This window comes from Phycobacter azelaicus, from assembly GCF_014884385.1.
In the GTDB taxonomy this organism is placed as follows: Bacteria; Pseudomonadota; Alphaproteobacteria; order Rhodobacterales; family Rhodobacteraceae; genus Phycobacter; species Phycobacter azelaicus.
Genome location: NZ_WKFH01000003.1, coordinates 1,796,947 through 1,812,484, shown reverse-complemented (window position 1 = coordinate 1,812,484; position 15,538 = coordinate 1,796,947). Strand labels below are relative to the sequence as shown.

At 59.9% G+C, this 15,538-nt stretch carries 15 protein-coding genes; 6 read left to right on the top strand and 9 right to left on the bottom strand.

What is annotated here, in order from left to right:
* The first annotated feature begins 8 nt into the window (after positions 1-8).
* From INS80_RS09805 to yihA, 4 genes are all read left to right on the top strand, one after another.
* Positions 9-1,553 carry a putative bifunctional diguanylate cyclase/phosphodiesterase gene (locus tag INS80_RS09805; protein ID WP_192965457.1) on the top strand — a complete coding sequence of 515 codons (1,545 nt, stop codon included), beginning with the start codon at positions 9-11 and terminating at the stop codon, positions 1,551-1,553.
* Positions 1,554-1,688: 135 nt separating this feature from the next.
* Positions 1,689-3,500: a membrane protein insertase YidC gene (gene yidC / locus INS80_RS09800; RefSeq protein ID WP_192965456.1), complete on the top strand. Its 1,812-nt coding sequence runs from the start codon at positions 1,689-1,691 to the stop codon at positions 3,498-3,500.
* Positions 3,497-4,249, top strand: a complete 753-nt coding sequence (locus tag INS80_RS09795) for an MOSC domain-containing protein (protein WP_192965455.1) — start codon at positions 3,497-3,499, stop codon at positions 4,247-4,249. The genes yidC and INS80_RS09795 overlap by 4 nt, the downstream gene beginning before the upstream one ends.
* Positions 4,249-4,899 carry a ribosome biogenesis GTP-binding protein YihA/YsxC gene (gene yihA, locus INS80_RS09790; protein ID WP_192965454.1) on the top strand — a complete coding sequence of 217 codons (651 nt, stop codon included), beginning with the start codon at positions 4,249-4,251 and terminating at the stop codon, positions 4,897-4,899. The genes INS80_RS09795 and yihA overlap by 1 nt, the downstream gene beginning before the upstream one ends.
* Positions 4,900-4,914: 15 nt before the next feature.
* On the opposite strand, the gene INS80_RS09785 is transcribed toward yihA, so the two are convergent.
* Positions 4,915-5,643 carry an SDR family NAD(P)-dependent oxidoreductase gene (locus INS80_RS09785; protein WP_192965453.1) on the bottom strand — a complete coding sequence of 243 codons (729 nt, stop codon included), beginning with the start codon at positions 5,641-5,643 and terminating at the stop codon, positions 4,915-4,917.
* Between the two features lie 122 nt (positions 5,644-5,765).
* Between INS80_RS09785 and argB the strand changes: the two genes are divergently transcribed.
* Positions 5,766-6,626, top strand: a complete 861-nt coding sequence (argB, locus tag INS80_RS09780) for an acetylglutamate kinase (protein ID WP_192965452.1) — start codon at positions 5,766-5,768, stop codon at positions 6,624-6,626.
* 780 nt (positions 6,627-7,406) lie between these two features.
* Positions 7,407-7,904: a SixA phosphatase family protein gene (locus tag INS80_RS09775; RefSeq protein ID WP_192965451.1), complete on the top strand. Its 498-nt coding sequence runs from the start codon at positions 7,407-7,409 to the stop codon at positions 7,902-7,904.
* A gap of 75 nt (positions 7,905-7,979) precedes the next feature.
* Here the strand turns inward: INS80_RS09775 and INS80_RS09770 are convergent, their stop codons facing one another.
* The 8 genes from INS80_RS09770 to crcB all read right to left on the bottom strand — a co-directional run bounded on the left by INS80_RS09770 (position 7,980) and on the right by crcB (position 15,461).
* On the bottom strand, positions 7,980-8,729 hold the full coding sequence (locus INS80_RS09770) for an amino acid ABC transporter ATP-binding protein (RefSeq protein WP_226892752.1): 750 nt from the start codon (positions 8,727-8,729) through the stop codon (positions 7,980-7,982).
* Between the two features lie 30 nt (positions 8,730-8,759).
* The gene (locus tag INS80_RS09765; RefSeq protein WP_192965449.1) at positions 8,760-10,058 is read right to left on the bottom strand and encodes an amino acid ABC transporter permease; all 1,299 of its coding nucleotides are present in this window, start codon (positions 10,056-10,058) and stop codon (positions 8,760-8,762) included.
* Positions 10,059-10,061: 3 nt separating this feature from the next.
* The gene (locus tag INS80_RS09760) at positions 10,062-11,294 is read right to left on the bottom strand and encodes an amino acid ABC transporter permease (protein WP_192965448.1); all 1,233 of its coding nucleotides are present in this window, start codon (positions 11,292-11,294) and stop codon (positions 10,062-10,064) included.
* Between the two features lie 127 nt (positions 11,295-11,421).
* A complete protein-coding gene (locus INS80_RS09755) occupies positions 11,422-12,438 on the bottom strand; it encodes an amino acid ABC transporter substrate-binding protein (protein WP_192965447.1) in 1,017 nt (338 codons plus the stop codon).
* A 222-nt stretch (positions 12,439-12,660) separates the two neighbouring features.
* A complete protein-coding gene (locus INS80_RS09750; RefSeq protein WP_192965446.1) occupies positions 12,661-13,368 on the bottom strand; it encodes an ATP12 family chaperone protein in 708 nt (235 codons plus the stop codon).
* Between the two features lie 4 nt (positions 13,369-13,372).
* Positions 13,373-14,041, bottom strand: a complete 669-nt coding sequence (locus tag INS80_RS09745; protein WP_192965445.1) for an HAD-IA family hydrolase — start codon at positions 14,039-14,041, stop codon at positions 13,373-13,375.
* The gene (locus INS80_RS09740) at positions 14,038-15,084 is read right to left on the bottom strand and encodes an RluA family pseudouridine synthase (RefSeq protein ID WP_192965444.1); all 1,047 of its coding nucleotides are present in this window, start codon (positions 15,082-15,084) and stop codon (positions 14,038-14,040) included. Before INS80_RS09740 ends, INS80_RS09745 begins: the two co-directional genes overlap by 4 nt.
* On the bottom strand, positions 15,081-15,461 hold the full coding sequence (crcB, locus tag INS80_RS09735; RefSeq protein WP_192965443.1) for a fluoride efflux transporter CrcB: 381 nt from the start codon (positions 15,459-15,461) through the stop codon (positions 15,081-15,083). The genes INS80_RS09740 and crcB overlap by 4 nt, the downstream gene beginning before the upstream one ends.
* Positions 15,462-15,538 lie beyond the last annotated feature (77 nt).

The following is a 15,538-nucleotide window of genomic DNA, read 5'->3' as shown; positions in this document are numbered from 1 at the left end:
GTCTGCTCATGCCCAAATTCCAATCAGGTCTGCTGACGCGCTTCAGGAGAAAAGTAGCCCCGGCGTTGTTCACGCCTCCGGTGCTGGCTTTCCTGCCTGCCTTGACGCTGGCGACCTTCTGGCTTGGCGGTGAGGCGGCTCTGTTGTGGGTTGCACTTGGTCTACCGGTGCTTTTTGCGGCACTTGGAGGCTTTGATCGTTCCCGCAGCCTTGGCACACCGCGCGACAGCATCACCGGCATGATCCTGCGTGAAGGATTTGAAACCGAAGTGCGCGAGGTGTTCGAGGAAACCAGCGACACAGGCCTCAGGTCGGTCATCTACCTGATTGAAATCGACGACTTCAAAGACATCGTCGACCGCTATGGCCAGGAAGCCGGCGACCAGATCATTCAGCGCTGCGGTGATCGCATCGCAAGCACCCTGCGCAACAAGGACACCGTAGCGCGGATCGGTGACAGCAAATTCGGCGTCTGCCTGACCCCCGTTCTGCAGCTGGATCTGGAATCCTGCGTTCAGCTTTCAGGGCGGATGCAATCAGCCGTTGAAGAACCGATCAGCCTTGATGGCACGTCCGTTTATGTCTCCTGCTCGATCGGGTTCTGCATGCGCAGTCGCGCGCCAGGCGCGAAGCCATCGGACTGGACCAGCGCAGCAGCCACGGCCCTGGCCGATGCCCAACAGAACGGCCCCTCTGGCATCCGCGTCTATTCGGCGGACATCTACCACCGCAACAAGGCGCGCTGCAATTTGCGGGAGGAAGCTGCAGAGGCTTTGGAGTCGGGTCAGATCGTGCCCTGGTTTCAGCCACAGATTTCCACTGACACAGGCCGCGTTTCGGGTTTTGAGGCGCTTGCCCGCTGGATGCACCCGGTCCGGGGTCTCATTCCGCCAAACAGCTTCCTGCCTGCCCTCGAAGAGGCCGGCCTGATGGAACGGTTGAGCCAAGTGATGCTGTTTCACTCCCTGACCGCGATGAAGGCCTGGGATGCCGCCGGGGTCGAAGTGCCCTCGGTTGGCGTGAACTTTGCCACCCAAGAGCTTCGCAATCCGGGTCTTGCCGATAATGTGCGCTGGGAACTCGAGCGCTTTGGGCTGTCGCCGGACCGTCTCTCGGTCGAGGTGCTGGAAACCGTGATGACCGATCAGCCTGACGATGTGGTTACCCGCAATATCGCCGCACTCAGCGCGATGGGCTGCCGAATCGAGCTGGATGACTTTGGCACCGGCCACGCATCAATCTCTGCCGTGCGCCGTTTCAATATATCGCGCATCAAGATCGACCGCTCCTTCGTGATGAAATCGGACCGCGACCCCGAACAGCAGAAACTGATCGCGGCGATCCTGACCATGGCCGAACGCCTTGACCTCGAAACGCTCGCCGAAGGTGTGGAAACCGTTGGGGAACATGCGCTGCTGTCACAACTGGGATGCGATCATGTTCAGGGCTTTGGCATCGGCCGTCCCATGCCCTTTGACCAGACACTCGACTGGATGACTGCGCATCAGGCCAAACTGCAGGACGCACCTGTAATCGGGCGTCAGAACCCCTGAAATCGCAAATTTCCGTAGGAAACCCCGGGTCGGCGGCGCTATGACGCCGTCGATTTTCCCGATTCCGCTTGACCTTTGCGGCTCACCTCTGTTGAACCACACCCTGTCATTCCATGCACGAGGTGGCGGTCCCCAATGGACGATCAGAACAAGAATCTCATTCTCGCAACAGCGCTCAGCTTCCTGGTGATTCTCGGGTGGTACAGTTTTTTCCCACCTCCGGAGCCCGAAACGGCACCACAGCCGGTCGCAACTGAAACGGCACCGGAAAGCACGACCGCAAACGCCCCGGCCGTCGCTCAGAGCGACGCTACCTTCAGCACACAGCCAAGCGCCGAGGCAGACGCGCCAAGCGCCCCACGCCTGAGAATCGATACAGAGCGCCTAGCGGGTAGCATCTCGCTGCAGGGCGGACGCATCGACGATCTTGCCCTGAAAGACTACCGCGAATCCCTGGATGAGGATGCGGATATCGTCCACGTGCTGACACCGGTCGGTCAACCCGAAGCCTTTTACGCGCTTTATGGTTGGGCGCCGGGCGCTGGCCTAACCTTTGAGGACGTCCCGGGCGCCAACACCGTCTGGACCGCAGACGAGACGCAAACCCTGACGCCTGACACCCCAGTCACTCTGACCTGGGACAATGGTAAGGGACTGACATTTACCCGCACCATCTCGGTGGATGAAGACTACCTGTTCTCGGTAACCCAGTCCGTTCAGAACGCAAGCGGTGCCACAGTTTCGCTGGCCCCCTACGGCACGCTGGCCCGCCATGGTGAACCCGCAGACCTCAAGAACTTCTTCATCCTGCACGAAGGCGTTGTCGGTATGGCCGACGGCGAGCTGTCCGAGATCGACTATGATGACATGGTCGATTTCGAACCCGACCCGCGCGATGGCGCGCGCGCCGAGGTGAAGCAGATCGAAACCAACGGTTGGATCGGCTTTACCGATCATTACTGGATGTCCACGCTGGTGCCCGAGCCGGGTCAAAGCTTCCGCTCGATCGCGAAATACGACGAGCGCCGCGAGATCTACCAGACCGACATCGTGCTGCCCACGCAGTCTTTGGCCGATGGTCAGTCCGCCGAAGTGACCACCATGCTGTTTTCCGGTGCCAAGGAATGGGCAACCATCCGCGGCTATGAAAAAGATGGGATCGAAGGCTTCCTCGACAGCATTGACTGGGGCTGGTTCTTCTTCCTGACCAAGCCGATCTTTGCAGTGCTGCACTGGCTCAATGCCCTGATCGGAAACATGGGCTGGGCGATCATTGGCCTGACCATCTTCATCAAGATCCTCGTCTTCCCGCTGGCCTATAAGTCCTACGCCTCCATGGCAAAGATGAAGGAACTGCAGCCCGAGATGGAGAAGCTGAAAGAGCGCGCTGGCGACGATCGCCAGAAGCTGCAAAAGGAGATGATGGAGCTCTACAAGAAGGAAAAGGTGAATCCCGCTGCGGGCTGTCTGCCGATCCTGATTCAGATCCCGATCTTCTTTTCGCTCTACAAGGTAATCTTCGTCACGCTCGAGTTGCGCCACGCACCGTTCTTTGGCCCCTTCCAGGACCTCAGCGCGCCGGACCCAACTTCGCTCATGAACTTCTTTGGCCTGCTGCCCTTTGCAGCGCCCGGCCCCGAGAGCATTCTGTCGCTGATCTTTATCGGTATCCTGCCCATCCTTTTGGGCGTGTCGATGTGGCTGCAGCAAAAACTGAACCCGGCGCCCACTGATCCGACGCAAAAGATGATCTTTGCCTGGATGCCTTGGGTCTTCATGTTCATGCTGGGTGGTTTTGCTTCGGGTCTTGTCGTCTACTGGATCGCGAACAACACCATCACCTTTATCCAGCAGTACCTGATCATGCGTCACCACGGGTACAAGCCGGACGTCTTCGGCAACATCAAGTCGAGCCTCAAGCGCGACGCCAAGACGGAGGAGAAATGACGCACACCGTTACGGAAATTTGGCGCCACCCGGTCAAATCACATGGCCGGGAGGCGCTGGAGAGCGTCACGCTGACCGCCGGGCAGACTATGCCCGGCGATCGCGTTTGGGCGGTTGCTCATGAAGCATCTTCAGCAGATGACAGCGCCTGGGCGCCCTGCTCCAACTTCAGCCGCGTTGCCAAGGCCCCGCAACTGATGGCTATCACGTCAGCATATGATGTTGCGGCAGGCACGGTGACGTTGAGCCACCCAGCACGCGATCCGCTCACCTTCAACCCGGACACAAGCGAAGATCTGCCCCGCTTTCTGGATTGGGTCCGTCCCCTGATGCCGACAGGGCGCGCAGCCTCGGCGCGGATCGTGCGCGTTCCAGGCCGTGGGATGACAGATACCGATTTTCCCTCGGTGACTTTGTGCAATCTCGCCTCTCACCGCGCAGTCGAAGCCGCGATGGGGCAAGATCTGTCGCCCTTGCGCTGGCGTGGCAATATCTGGTTCGATCTGGAGGACGCCTGGGTAGAGCATGATTGGCTGGGCCGCGAAGTGCAGATCGGTGCGGCGGTCTTCCTGGTACGCGAACGCACCCAGCGCTGCATGGCGACCACTGCGAACCCGGCCACGGGCCTTCGCGATGCAGATACACTCAAAACCCTGAACGGCAGCTTTGGCCATCAGGATTTCTCGGTCTATGCAGAGGTCGTGCGCGGTGGGGATATCCGCCTTGGCGACCCGGTAAAGGTGCTTTGATGCAGATGCAGTTCCCGTTGGCCGAGGCCCCGGATGAGGCCACGGCAGAAAAAGGTCGCAAACTTTTTGCAGGCCAGTCCGAATTCCTGAAAGGCGTCGTCGCCATGTCCGGCCTGCCCGAGGCCGACCGGGCGGAGGTCTGTTTCGCGGGCCGCTCCAACGTGGGCAAATCGAGCCTGATCAATGCGCTTACTGGCACCAAGGGGCTGGCGCGCGCATCGAACACGCCGGGGCGCACGCAGGAAATCAACTATTTCACCCAAGGACCCGATCTCTACCTCGTGGATCTTCCCGGCTATGGCTATGCCAATGCCCCCCTCGCCGTGGTGGAAAAATGGCAGAAGCTGCTGAAACGCTATCTCAGCGGCCGTCAGACCCTGCGTCGCGCCTTTGTGCTGATCGACAGCCGCCACGGCATCAAGAAGGTCGATGAAGAGATCATGGCGCTCCTGGACAGCGCTGCTGTGACGTTCCAATGCGTGATGACCAAGGCGGACAAGGTCAAGGCCAAGGATCTGGACAAGGTGATGGATCAGGTACGGGACGCGCTTTCGAAACACCCGGCCGCCTATCCTGAGATCGTTCTGACCTCTTCGGAAAAGGGCGACGGGGTCGCCACCTTGCGGGCGATCATCGCTGGTATCGACTAAGGCCTCCGGCGCCCGTCAGACATGCTGGGCGCCATTAACCTCGATCTCGGCCCCCGAGATATAGGAACTGCCCCCTGAACACAGGAAATAGATCGCAGCGGCGACCTCTTCCGGCTGGCCAAGGCGCTGCATGGGCAGTTTTTCCACGATCTGTTCTGTTCCCGGAGACAGGATCGCCGTTTCCACTTCGCCCGGCGCGATCGCATTGACGCGCACACCAAGCGGGCCGAAATCATGGGCCATTTCCCGCGTCAGCGCCGCCAGGGCCGCTTTTGAGGTCGCATAGGCCGCACCAGCGAAGGGATGCACCCGGCTGCCTGCAATGGAGGTCACATTGACCACCGATCCCTTGGCGGCGGCCAGTTCATCCTTCAGCCCGCGCGCGAGCACCACCGAGGCGAAAAAGTTCACATGGAACACCTTGCCCCAGGTCATGAGATCCGTATCCAGCGTATTGAGACGCTCTCCGTTCGGACCCTTCGGCGAAATCCCGGCATTATTGACCAGGGCATCCAGACGCCCGTTGAGACGCTCTTGAATCACCCCTACGGCATTGATCGTATCGCTGGGATCAGAGAGGTCCAGTTGGACGTGATTCTCCTCTCCGCCGCCCCAGGGGCATTCCTGCGGGAACGGCTGACGCGAGCAGGTGATGACCCGCCAGCCTTCGGCGTTGAAATGGCGTACGGTCGCATGACCAATGCCGCGGCTGGCTCCGGTGAGCAATAGCGTCTTCTGGCTCATGGGGTGTGTTCCAGTCTGAGGGATGGATGCTGCGACCCTATCATTCCGGCCCGCCGCTGCAACGGCGCACTTGGCAGCAGGCGCAGAACCGCGTAACACGCTTGGCCAAAGGGATCCCAGCAATGAAGAAACAAGATATGAACCGCGATTGGATTGCCACCGCAGAGACTTTGTCCAGTGCCCTGCCCTATATGCAGCGCTACGACGGGGCCATCGTCGTCATCAAGCTGGGCGGCCACGCCATGGGCAGCGACGAAGCGATGGAGACCTTTGCCCGTGATATCGTATTGATGCGCCAGGTTGGAGTGAACCCGGTCATCGTCCATGGCGGCGGCCCGATGATCAATGCAATGCTCGAAAAGTTGCAGATCAAATCGGATTTCGTAAATGGCAAGCGCGTCACCGACAAGGCTACCATGGAAGTGGTGGAGATGGTGCTGTCCGGCCTCGTCAACAAGCGCATCGTGCAGGCGATCAACGCCCAAGGCGGCATGGGCGTGGGGCTTTCCGGCAAGGACGCGGACCTCATCACCTGTGAAGAGACCAACCCGGATCTTGGTTTTGTTGGCACCCCGGTCGAGATGAACCCCGCGGTACTGCATCACCTGTTCGAGAACGACATCATCCCGGTGATCGCTCCCATCGGCGCAGGCCGCGACGGCGAGACCTTCAACATAAACGGCGATACCGCTGCCGGGGCAATTGCCGAATCGCTCAACGCGGACCGGCTTTTGCTGCTGACAGACGTCTCGGGCGTAAAGAATGCCGACGGAGAGGTCGTGACAGAACTCAAAGCCGCCGATGTGGAGGCAATGACGAAATCGGGCGTCATTGCAGGCGGTATGATCCCCAAGACCGAAACCGCCCTTTCGGCAGTGCGAAATGGCGTGCGCGCCTGCACCATCGTCGATGGACGGGTCCCGAATGCGGTTCTACTGGAACTGTTTACCGACCACGGCGCCGGATCCATGATCCGCGCCTGATCGCCTTCCTCCCAATACCATATTGAAGGAATCCGCCCCGATCCGGACGGTTTTCTTTTGGCAACCTCTCGTCGGGAGGTAAGATCGTGGGCACTCGCAAGGAGCGCCCATGACAGCCGTTGTCACATATCAACAAATTCTGGACGCTGCCCAAACGCAGGAGCTGGCCATTCTGGGCGCGGTTCATCCGGGCAAAACACCCGTGCAGGCGGTGACCTCGGGGACCCTGATTTTGCTGGGGCTGGCCACAGAAGGAAGCTGGAGGCGGCTCCAGTCCGCCCCTGAGTTCAAGGATGGCAGGCCAGATCCCTTGGATCGCTGGTCTCATCGCGTGGTTGATTGCTTAGCCCAGCAGTTTGACGCTGATACCTACTACCCCTTTGGCGGACCACCCTATCGGCCATTCATCAACTGGGCGCTGGCCTCAGGCCGGGCTTTCACATCCCCGTCGCATATGCTGGTCCATGATACTGTTGGCATGTTGATTTCCTACAGGGGCGCTTTGCATTTGCGACAGAACATAAAAATACCGGCACCGCCCTTGCGGAGCTCCCCCTGCGAGACCTGCGCGGAGCGCCCGTGTCTAACGACCTGCCCGGCACACGCCCTGGTTGACGGTGGCCCCTATGACCTGTCAGCCTGTCACAATCACCTGGAGACCCAAAGCGGGACCCTTTGCCTGTCCAACGGCTGCCTTGCCCGACTTGCCTGCCCCCTGAGCCGGGGTATAGATCGCGATCCGGCGCAATCAGCCCATCACATGAGTTATTTTCACAAGACATGACCTGTACCCTCATTCTGACCCGCCATGCAAAATCCGCCTGGGACACAAGCGCCCCAAGCGATCATTCCCGCCCACTGAACAAACGGGGCCGGGCCTCGGCCAAGGCGCTGGGGGACTGGCTGAGGGATATGAAACAGCTCCCGGACCAGGTTCTGTCCTCTTCCTCGCAGCGCACGCGCGAAACCTACGAGCTTTTGGGAATGAAGGTACCCGCTGTGTTCACCGAACGGCTGTATCATGCCAGCTCGGACATCATCTTTCAGGTGCTGAGAGAAGCCGCCCATCCGCAAACGATGATCCTGGGGCACAATCCCGGTATTGCCGCTTTTGCCCATGCCATCGTGAACCATCCTCCGGACCACTCGCGCTTTGACGATTTCCCAACAGGCGCAACGCTGATCGCGAGGTTCGACATTGACACCTGGAACGATCTGACCTGGAGCAGCGGCAAAGTGCTCGACTTCACCGTACCGCGTGAACTCTTGGGCGCCTGAGCGCCCCCTGCCTACAAACAGAAAAACCCGCCGGGGCACCCCGGCGGGTCATTTTTTGCCCTGTCATCCCGGAGCTTAGTGCCCGAGGATCTGACTCAAGAACAGCTGCGTCCGCTCGCTTTGCGGGTTGTTGAAGAAGGCTTCAGGCTCGTTCTGTTCAACGATCTGGCCCGCATCCATGAAGATCACCCGGTTCGCCACCTGACGGGCAAACCCCATCTCGTGTGTCACGCACAGCATGGTCATGCCTTCTTCGGCGAGTTCGATCATGGTGTCGAGCACCTCCTTGATCATCTCGGGGTCCAGCGCCGACGTGGGTTCATCGAACAGCATGATGCGCGGCATCATGCACAGCGAGCGCGCGATCGCCACACGCTGCTGCTGACCACCCGAAAGCTGGCCTGGGTACTTGTTCGCCTGATCCGGGATCTTGACCTTCTCGAGGAAGTGCATCGCGCGCTCTTCAGCTTCCTTCTTGGGCGTCTTGCGCACCCAGATCGGGGCCAGCGTACAGTTTTCCAGGATCGTAAGATGCGGGAACAGGTTGAAGTGCTGGAAGCACATGCCAACCTCGGAGCGGATCTTGTCGATGTTCTTCAGATCCGACGACAAGAGCGTGCCATCCACGGTGATCGAGCCCTGCTGGTGTTCCTCCAGCGCGTTGATGCAGCGGATCAGCGTGGATTTACCCGAGCCGGAGGGGCCACAGATCACGATTCGCTCGCCCTGGTAGACCGTCAGGTTGATGTCGCGCAGCACGTGGAAAGAGCCGTACCACTTGTTCATTCCGTCGATGGTGATCGCGACTTCGTCGGATACCTTCATTTGTGAAGTGCCAGTCATGTCTTGGCCTCCTTATCGGTGATCGGTCGCAAGGCGGCGTTCCAGCCATTGCGAGTATTGAGAGATGCCGTAGCAGACGACGAAGAAAAGGAGCGCGGCAAAGCCCAGAAGCTCCCAGTAGACGCCGTTCCATTCGGTCGAAGCCAGGATCGGTCCGCGGATCATGCCCACGAGGTCGAACATCGAGATGACCGAGACCAGCGTGGTATCCTTGAACAGGCCCACGGCCACGTTCACGATTCCAGGGATCGAGATCTTCAGCGCCTGCGGCAAGATTATCAGACGCATCGCCTGCGGGTAATCGAGACCCAGCGAATCCGCGGCCTCGTATTGGCCCTTAGGAAGTGCGGCAAGGCCACCCCGGATCACCTCGGCGATATAGGCTGCCGAGAACATGGTGATCATGATGACCACGCGCAGGAACAGGTCCACGGTGGCATCCGGCGGGAAGAAATAGGCCAGCATCACCGAGGCGACGAACAGAAGCGTGATTAGTGGCACGCCCCGAACGAATTCGATGAAGATGACGCAGATCCACTTGATCAGCGGCATGTCAGACTGACGTCCCAATGCCAGGGCGATGCCCAGCGGCAGCGACAGCGATACACAGGTCACACCCAGCATCAGGTTCAGCATAAAGCCGCCCAGATCGCGCGAAGGCACCGCCTCCAGCATGGCGTTCTCAGAGGCTCCTTCGGGGATCAGCATTCCGCCCAGAGCCCAGATGATCAGCGCAGCGGCGATACCCCCGAAAAAGCCCGCGGCAAAGGAGCTGCGACCATAGACCTGAAACACCACACCGCCCACGACAAAACCCAGCAGGGCAATGATTGGCGCCATGATGGTGCCACCCCAGATCAGCCAGAAAGCGATGAACGGATAGAGGCCGGTAAAGATCAGCATCTTGCGTGGCAGATCAAAGAACAGCACCGGGGCCACGGCAACCAGCAGCAGCACCAAACCGAGGTTCGGACGCCAGTAGTACTCGGCCGGGTATTTGAAACCGTAGAGGAGCTGGTGCCAGCGCTCGGTCAGGACCGAGAAACAGGCGCCCACCTTGCCATCAAGTACCTCACGGCACTCGTTCAGCGAGGTTGTCGTCCAGACACCGTTGAACAGCCACGGCACGGTTTTCTGCAGGACCAGATAGATCACGGTCAGCGCAACCAGCGTTAGGATCCCGTTTGGAACGCTGGAAAACAGGTTGTCCCGCAGCCATTTGACCACGCCGGCCTGACTGGCTGGCGGCGGAGACGGTGGGATGGTGCCTTTGGCGACAAAGGCGATCGAATCGGATGTCTTGTCACTCATGGCTTAGCGCTCCTTCAGCTTCACGGAGGCGTTGTAGATGTTCATCACCATCGAGATGACCAGCGATGCCGTGAGATAGAAGAGCATCAGCAGCAGCACGCATTCAATCGCGCGGCCGGTCTGGTTGAGGGTGATACCGCCCAGGGTCGCGGTGATATCCGCATACCCCACGGCAATCGCCAGCGAGGAGTTTTTGGTGATGTTGAGATACTGCGAGATCAGCGGCGGAATAATCACCCGCAGCGCTTGCGGCAGGATCACTAGGTTCATGATACGTCCGGGTCGCAAGCCCAGTGCAGCCGCGGCCTCGGTCTGCCCCTTGGAGATCGCCTGGATACCGGCTCGCACGTTCTCTGCGATAAAGGCACCGGTGTAGATCGACAGCGCGAACCAAAGCGCGATCAGCGGCCCCCCAATCTTGATACCACCCTGAAAGTTGAAGCCTTTAAGCGCCGGGATTTCCCAGGTCAGGCCCATGATGACCATCAACAGCAGGAACGGAACCAACCATACGCCCAGAACCATGGCCAGGGTTTTGGGCCGCTCGCCAGTTGCTTCCTGCTTTTGGGTCGCCCAGGCTTCGATTTTGCGGGTTGCAAAGAACGAGCCGACCAGAACCGCCAGAACCAGAAGCCAGTTCATTGTGGCGGAGGCAAAGATGCCGCTCTCGAACCATGGCATCGGGATGTAGACACCCCTGTTGGTGAAGGCAAAGAGATCCAGCACCATGGTAGACGCCGGGTCATCGCCGCGGAAGGCCCTTGGCCCCGGCAGCGCCGCCGTCATGATGGTGAAGATGATGATGATCCAGATGAGAACCGGAATGTTCCGGAAGATCTCGACGTAGACCGCCATCAGTTTGGAGACGAGCCAGTTGTTGGAAAGACGCAGAACGCCCGCAATAACGCCGAAAATGGTGGCGGTGATACAGGCCAGGAAGGCGACCAGAAGCGTATTCAAGATCCCGACCAGGGCCGCGCGACCGTGGCTGTCCTGGTTGTCGTATTCGACAAGACGCTGGTTGATATCGTAACCAGCCGGATTGCCCAGGAAGTCATACGAGATATTGAGGCCCGCAGCGCGCAGGTTCTGAATGAGGTTGTTACCCAGATACCAGATCGACAAAGCCAGCAGGATCGCGGCGATGGCCTGGAAGGTCAACGAACGATAGCGGGTATCGTTGACCAACATGGACAGCCGAAACGGCTCCTGTGGAGGGTCAGTGAGAGTTGACATGTAAAGAGATCCCCGAGGCAGCGGATTCACGTCTCGGCGAGGTTTGCCCCCGCTCCGCAAAAATCCGAAGCTTTAAGATGGTTAAGAAAAGGGCGCGGAATGAAACCGCGCCCTCTCCTTGATGTGTTTAGCGGAAGGGCGGCGAGTACAGCAGGCCACCTTCGGTCCACTGTGCGTTCAGACCGCGTGCCAGACCGATCGGCGTGTCTTCACCGATGTTTTTGGCAAACACTTCACCGTAGTTACCGCCAGAGGCGATTGCGTTCTTCGCCCAGTCAGCCGACAGGCCCAGCATTTCGCCCAAGGTACCTTCGGTGCCCAGCAGACGGTTGATTTCCGGGTTGTTGGTGCCTGCGGACATTTCAGCCAGGTTGGCCGAGGTCACACCCAGTTCTTCGGCGGTGATCAGTGCATTCAGGGTCCAGCGAACCACGTCACCCCATTCGTTGTCGCCGTGGCGGACAAGCGGGCCGAGCGGCTCTTTGGAGATGATTTCGGGCAGCAGCACGTGGCCTGCCGGATCGTCAAAGGTCGCGCGGGTTGCCGCCAGACCGGAAGCGTCGGTGGTGTAAACGTCACAGGCGCCAGCGAGGTACTGCTGCTGCGCTTCGGCGTTGGTTTCGATCGGAACCGGCTCGTAGCTGATGTTGTTGGAGCGGAAGAAATCCGCCAGGTTCAGCTCGGTGGTGGTGCCGGTCTGGATGCAGACGGTGGCGCCGTCCAGTTCCTTGGCCGAGGACACGCCCAAGTCCTTGGGAACCATGAAGCCCTGACCGTCGTAGTAGTTCACGCCGGTGAATTCGAACTTCAGGTCGACATCGCGCGAGAAGGTCCAGGTGGTGTTGCGCGCCAGCATGTCGATTTCACCCGAGGCCAGAGCCGTGAAGCGGGTTTTGCCGGTGGTCGGCACGAATTCGACAGCGGTAGAGTCGCCCAGAACGGCCGCAGCTACAGCACGGCAGACAGCGACGTCAAAACCTTCCCATTCCCCATTCGCATTCGGAGCAGCAAAACCGACCAGACCGGTGGTGACGCCGCAGTTCAGTTTGCCGCGGGCTTTCACATCGTCCAGCGTGCCGGCAGCAGCTGCACCAGCAGCAACGCCAGCAACGGTCAGCGCGCCCAAAAATACGGATTTGTTCATTTTTACCTCTTCCTGATGTTCCGCCTGTTTTGGCGGTTTTTTTACCGGCACCAAAGCCGGAGCGGTGTGATCTAGGGAAAACACCTAAATCGCAAGGAAGTTTGGGCGGATTCATAAACAAACGTCAAGGGCACGATCACCAATTTCGATGGACGCATAGCGAACACGAGGGGCGATTGTTAAATTTTTTCGCTTAGCCCGTCCCCACAGCAATTTCATGTCTCAAGATGAAAACCGGTAGAACCGCTCCGCGTGCATAAAGGCGGTTTTTTTGAGCTCTGACGATTCTCGGGCTTCGTCATCCACGCCCCATTGTTCCTCCTGCCAGCGTTCATCAAGCCGCGACATCTCCCAGATTTCGGCCGCTTCACGCCAGCCCTGCGCGGCGGCGAAGCCAAGCACAAGCGATCCTGACATGCAGACAAGATCATGAAAAGCTGCAAGCTGAAAAGGGCTTAGCGCGTGAACGCGGCGGCGCAATCCGGTCAGGGCTTCGGGCTCTTGCGGATCATGAAGGATACCGCTGCGCGGAAGCAACCTTGCCCCCAGAGCATCGGCCGCCCAGTCCAGTGCTGGGTCCCATTCTTCTGCCTGGCGGGCCACCAATTCCTTTGGGCTGTCCGCACGATAGCAAAGAAGATCCGTGTCCCCATAATCGGCCAGCATATCGGCAACCTCGGCGTGCTGATGTGTCACCTTGTCAATTGCAGCATTGGCCGAGCGGGTGAACGGCATGGTTGCGGGGTCTACTGATTCGGTCTGTGCATCCCACTCGGCGGCGACCGCCTCAGCCATCCGCTGCGAGGGGACCACCAGCGCGGCTTTGGCAGGGGTGCGCACACGCCGCCCATCCAGTTCCACCGTGTAGCCGTCCTCAAGCTCCGCAACAGAGGTGGTTTTCCAAAACCGTTTCGGTGCCCATTCGCTCATGTCGTCATACCTTCCAGATCTCTTGCAGCAGCGGCGCCAACGCAGTGAAATCGCTGATCATATGATCCGCCTTCAGCTGATTGGCCGGGTGATACCCCCAGTCCACTGCAATTGTTGTCACACCGGCGGCGTGGCCCATATCGATGTCAAAGCTTGTATCACCAATCATCACTGCATTGCGCGGCTCTACGCCCGTCTCCTCCAGTGCGGTCAGCACCATCGAAGGGTGCGGCTTTGAAGGATGATGATCTGCCACCTGCCGCGTTACGAAAAAGTTCAGCTCATGTGCAGCGATCAGCGCGTCGAGGCCACGCTGGGATTTCCCGGTCGCAACGCCCAACAGATACTCCGGCACCGCATGCAGCGCCTCCAGCGTTTCCTTCGCACCCGGGAACAATGGCGAATGCCCTGCCCCCGCCTGTTCCCGCGCGGCTTTGTAGGCCTGTTTGTATCCCGCGACCAATTCATCCTGAACCGCAGGACCTGCCTCGGGCGCCAGCTGCGCCATGGCCATGGGCAGGGAAAGCCCTACTATCGACAGGATCGCGTCGCGCGGCGGCACGGGGAGATCCACCGAGGCGAAGGCCGCCGTCATAGCTGCCGTGATCGCGCGCTGGCTATCTGCCAGCGTGCCATCAACATCAAAGAGAACCAACCGCAGGGGGGCGCTCATTGCAGCTCCTCGAAGGGATCCTCCGCTGCCAGATCCTCGGTCCAGCCGAAGGTGTCCCAACTGTCCTTCATGTGATCAGGCAACTCTGCCGTGACCGAGATCATCTTTTTCGTAGTGGGGTGTTCAAAGGCCATCCTGCGGCAATGCAGGTGCAGTTTCTTGCTGATGATGCCGCCCAGTTGCGCGCCCCAGCCATCGCCAAGGTTCTCCTGCCCCGAGCCGCCGTATTTCCCATCCCCCACTATGGGATGGCCAATCTCGGCCATATGGGCGCGCAGCTGGTGGGTACGACCCGTGACAGGCTCCATCGCCACCCATGAGGCACGCCCCGCCACTCGGTAAAGCGTCGCATAAAGCGTATGCGCCCGTTTGGCGCCCGGCGTGCTGTCGATTTCCGAGGGATGAATGGCGATCATCTTCTCGCCCTCGCCACTGCGGCCGTGGCCTCCCGCCTTCACAAGGCCTGCCTTGATCTCACCCAGGTAGGGGGTGGGAACACCGGCCACCAGCGCCCAGTAGATCTTGCGCGTGTTGCGATGGCGGAACGCGGCAGTCAGTGCCTGCGCCGCCGCACGGGTGCGCGCCAGAACCAGAACGCCCGAAGTGTCCTTGTCGAGCCGGTGCACAAGGCGCGGCTTTTCCTCGTAGTCAAAGCACAGCGCTTCGGCCAGCCCGTCCACGTGTTTGGTCGTCCCGCTGCCACCCTGCACCGCCAGACCGTGTGGCTTGTTCAGAACGATCACTTCGTCGTCCTTGTAGATCACGCATGAGCGGATCATCTTGGCATCCGCTTCCGAGATGCGCCGCTTTTCCAGGGCTTTTGGCTGATGGTCGGCTGAGGGCAGCGGAGGCACCCGCACGGACTGCCCTGCCTCGACCCGCGTGCTCGCCTTGACGCGCCCGCCATCGATGCGCAGTTCACCTTTGCGGCACATCTTCTCGATCCGCCCCTGGCTCACATGTGGGAACAGCCTGCGCAGCCAGCGGTCCACACGCTGGCCTGCGTCCTCTTCAGTGACGGTGACGGTCTGAACGCCGCTCATGCGAATACTCCTCTGGCGGCCATCAGGCCAAGAAACAGACCGCCGACAGACAGCCCCACAGACAGCACAATATAGAGAGCCGCCTGCCCCATTGCACCCCGTTCGATCAGGTTCGCTGTCTCAAGCGAAAAGGCCGAGAAGGTCGTAAAGCCGCCCAGCACGCCTGTCATCACGAAGGGACTGAGATGGGTCAGCCCCTTATGCGCCGCCGCAACCACAAAGGCGCCCATCAGGAAGGAACCAATCACGTTGACGGTGATGATTGCCAGCGGAAACTCCCCATGCCCTAGCAGGCGCACCGCGACTAGCCCGGCAAGATAGCGCAACGCGGCGCCGATCGCCCCGCCAAGGGCAACATATAAAACGGTTGGATACATGGGCGGTCTGTCGCGCGCCTGTCGGGGGATGTCAAGTTTTCCGGCTGTTTCCTGCCGCAAGGCCGCATTGCGCAAGA

Excerpts from the sequence above, each read along its gene's own strand:
- INS80_RS09805 (WP_192965457.1), top strand. The coding sequence starts at position 9 with ATGCCCAAATTCCAATCAGGTCTGCTGACGCGCTTCAGGAGAAAAGTA.
- yidC (WP_192965456.1), top strand. The coding sequence starts at position 1,689 with ATGGACGATCAGAACAAGAATCTCATTCTCGCAACAGCGCTCAGCTTC.
- INS80_RS09795 (WP_192965455.1), top strand. The coding sequence starts at position 3,497 with ATGACGCACACCGTTACGGAAATTTGGCGCCACCCGGTCAAATCACAT.
- yihA (WP_192965454.1), top strand. The coding sequence starts at position 4,249 with ATGCAGATGCAGTTCCCGTTGGCCGAGGCCCCGGATGAGGCCACGGCA.
- INS80_RS09785 (WP_192965453.1), bottom strand. The coding sequence starts at position 5,643 with ATGAGCCAGAAGACGCTATTGCTCACCGGAGCCAGCCGCGGCATTGGT.
- argB (WP_192965452.1), top strand. The coding sequence starts at position 5,766 with ATGAAGAAACAAGATATGAACCGCGATTGGATTGCCACCGCAGAGACT.
- INS80_RS09775 (WP_192965451.1), top strand. The coding sequence starts at position 7,407 with ATGACCTGTACCCTCATTCTGACCCGCCATGCAAAATCCGCCTGGGAC.
- INS80_RS09770 (WP_226892752.1), bottom strand. The coding sequence starts at position 8,729 with ATGAAGGTATCCGACGAAGTCGCGATCACCATCGACGGAATGAACAAG.
- INS80_RS09765 (WP_192965449.1), bottom strand. The coding sequence starts at position 10,058 with ATGAGTGACAAGACATCCGATTCGATCGCCTTTGTCGCCAAAGGCACC.
- INS80_RS09760 (WP_192965448.1), bottom strand. The coding sequence starts at position 11,294 with ATGTCAACTCTCACTGACCCTCCACAGGAGCCGTTTCGGCTGTCCATG.
- INS80_RS09755 (WP_192965447.1), bottom strand. The coding sequence starts at position 12,438 with ATGAACAAATCCGTATTTTTGGGCGCGCTGACCGTTGCTGGCGTTGCT.
- INS80_RS09750 (WP_192965446.1), bottom strand. The coding sequence starts at position 13,368 with ATGAGCGAATGGGCACCGAAACGGTTTTGGAAAACCACCTCTGTTGCG.
- INS80_RS09745 (WP_192965445.1), bottom strand. The coding sequence starts at position 14,041 with ATGAGCGCCCCCCTGCGGTTGGTTCTCTTTGATGTTGATGGCACGCTG.
- INS80_RS09740 (WP_192965444.1), bottom strand. The coding sequence starts at position 15,084 with ATGAGCGGCGTTCAGACCGTCACCGTCACTGAAGAGGACGCAGGCCAG.
- crcB (WP_192965443.1), bottom strand. The coding sequence starts at position 15,461 with ATGTATCCAACCGTTTTATATGTTGCCCTTGGCGGGGCGATCGGCGCC.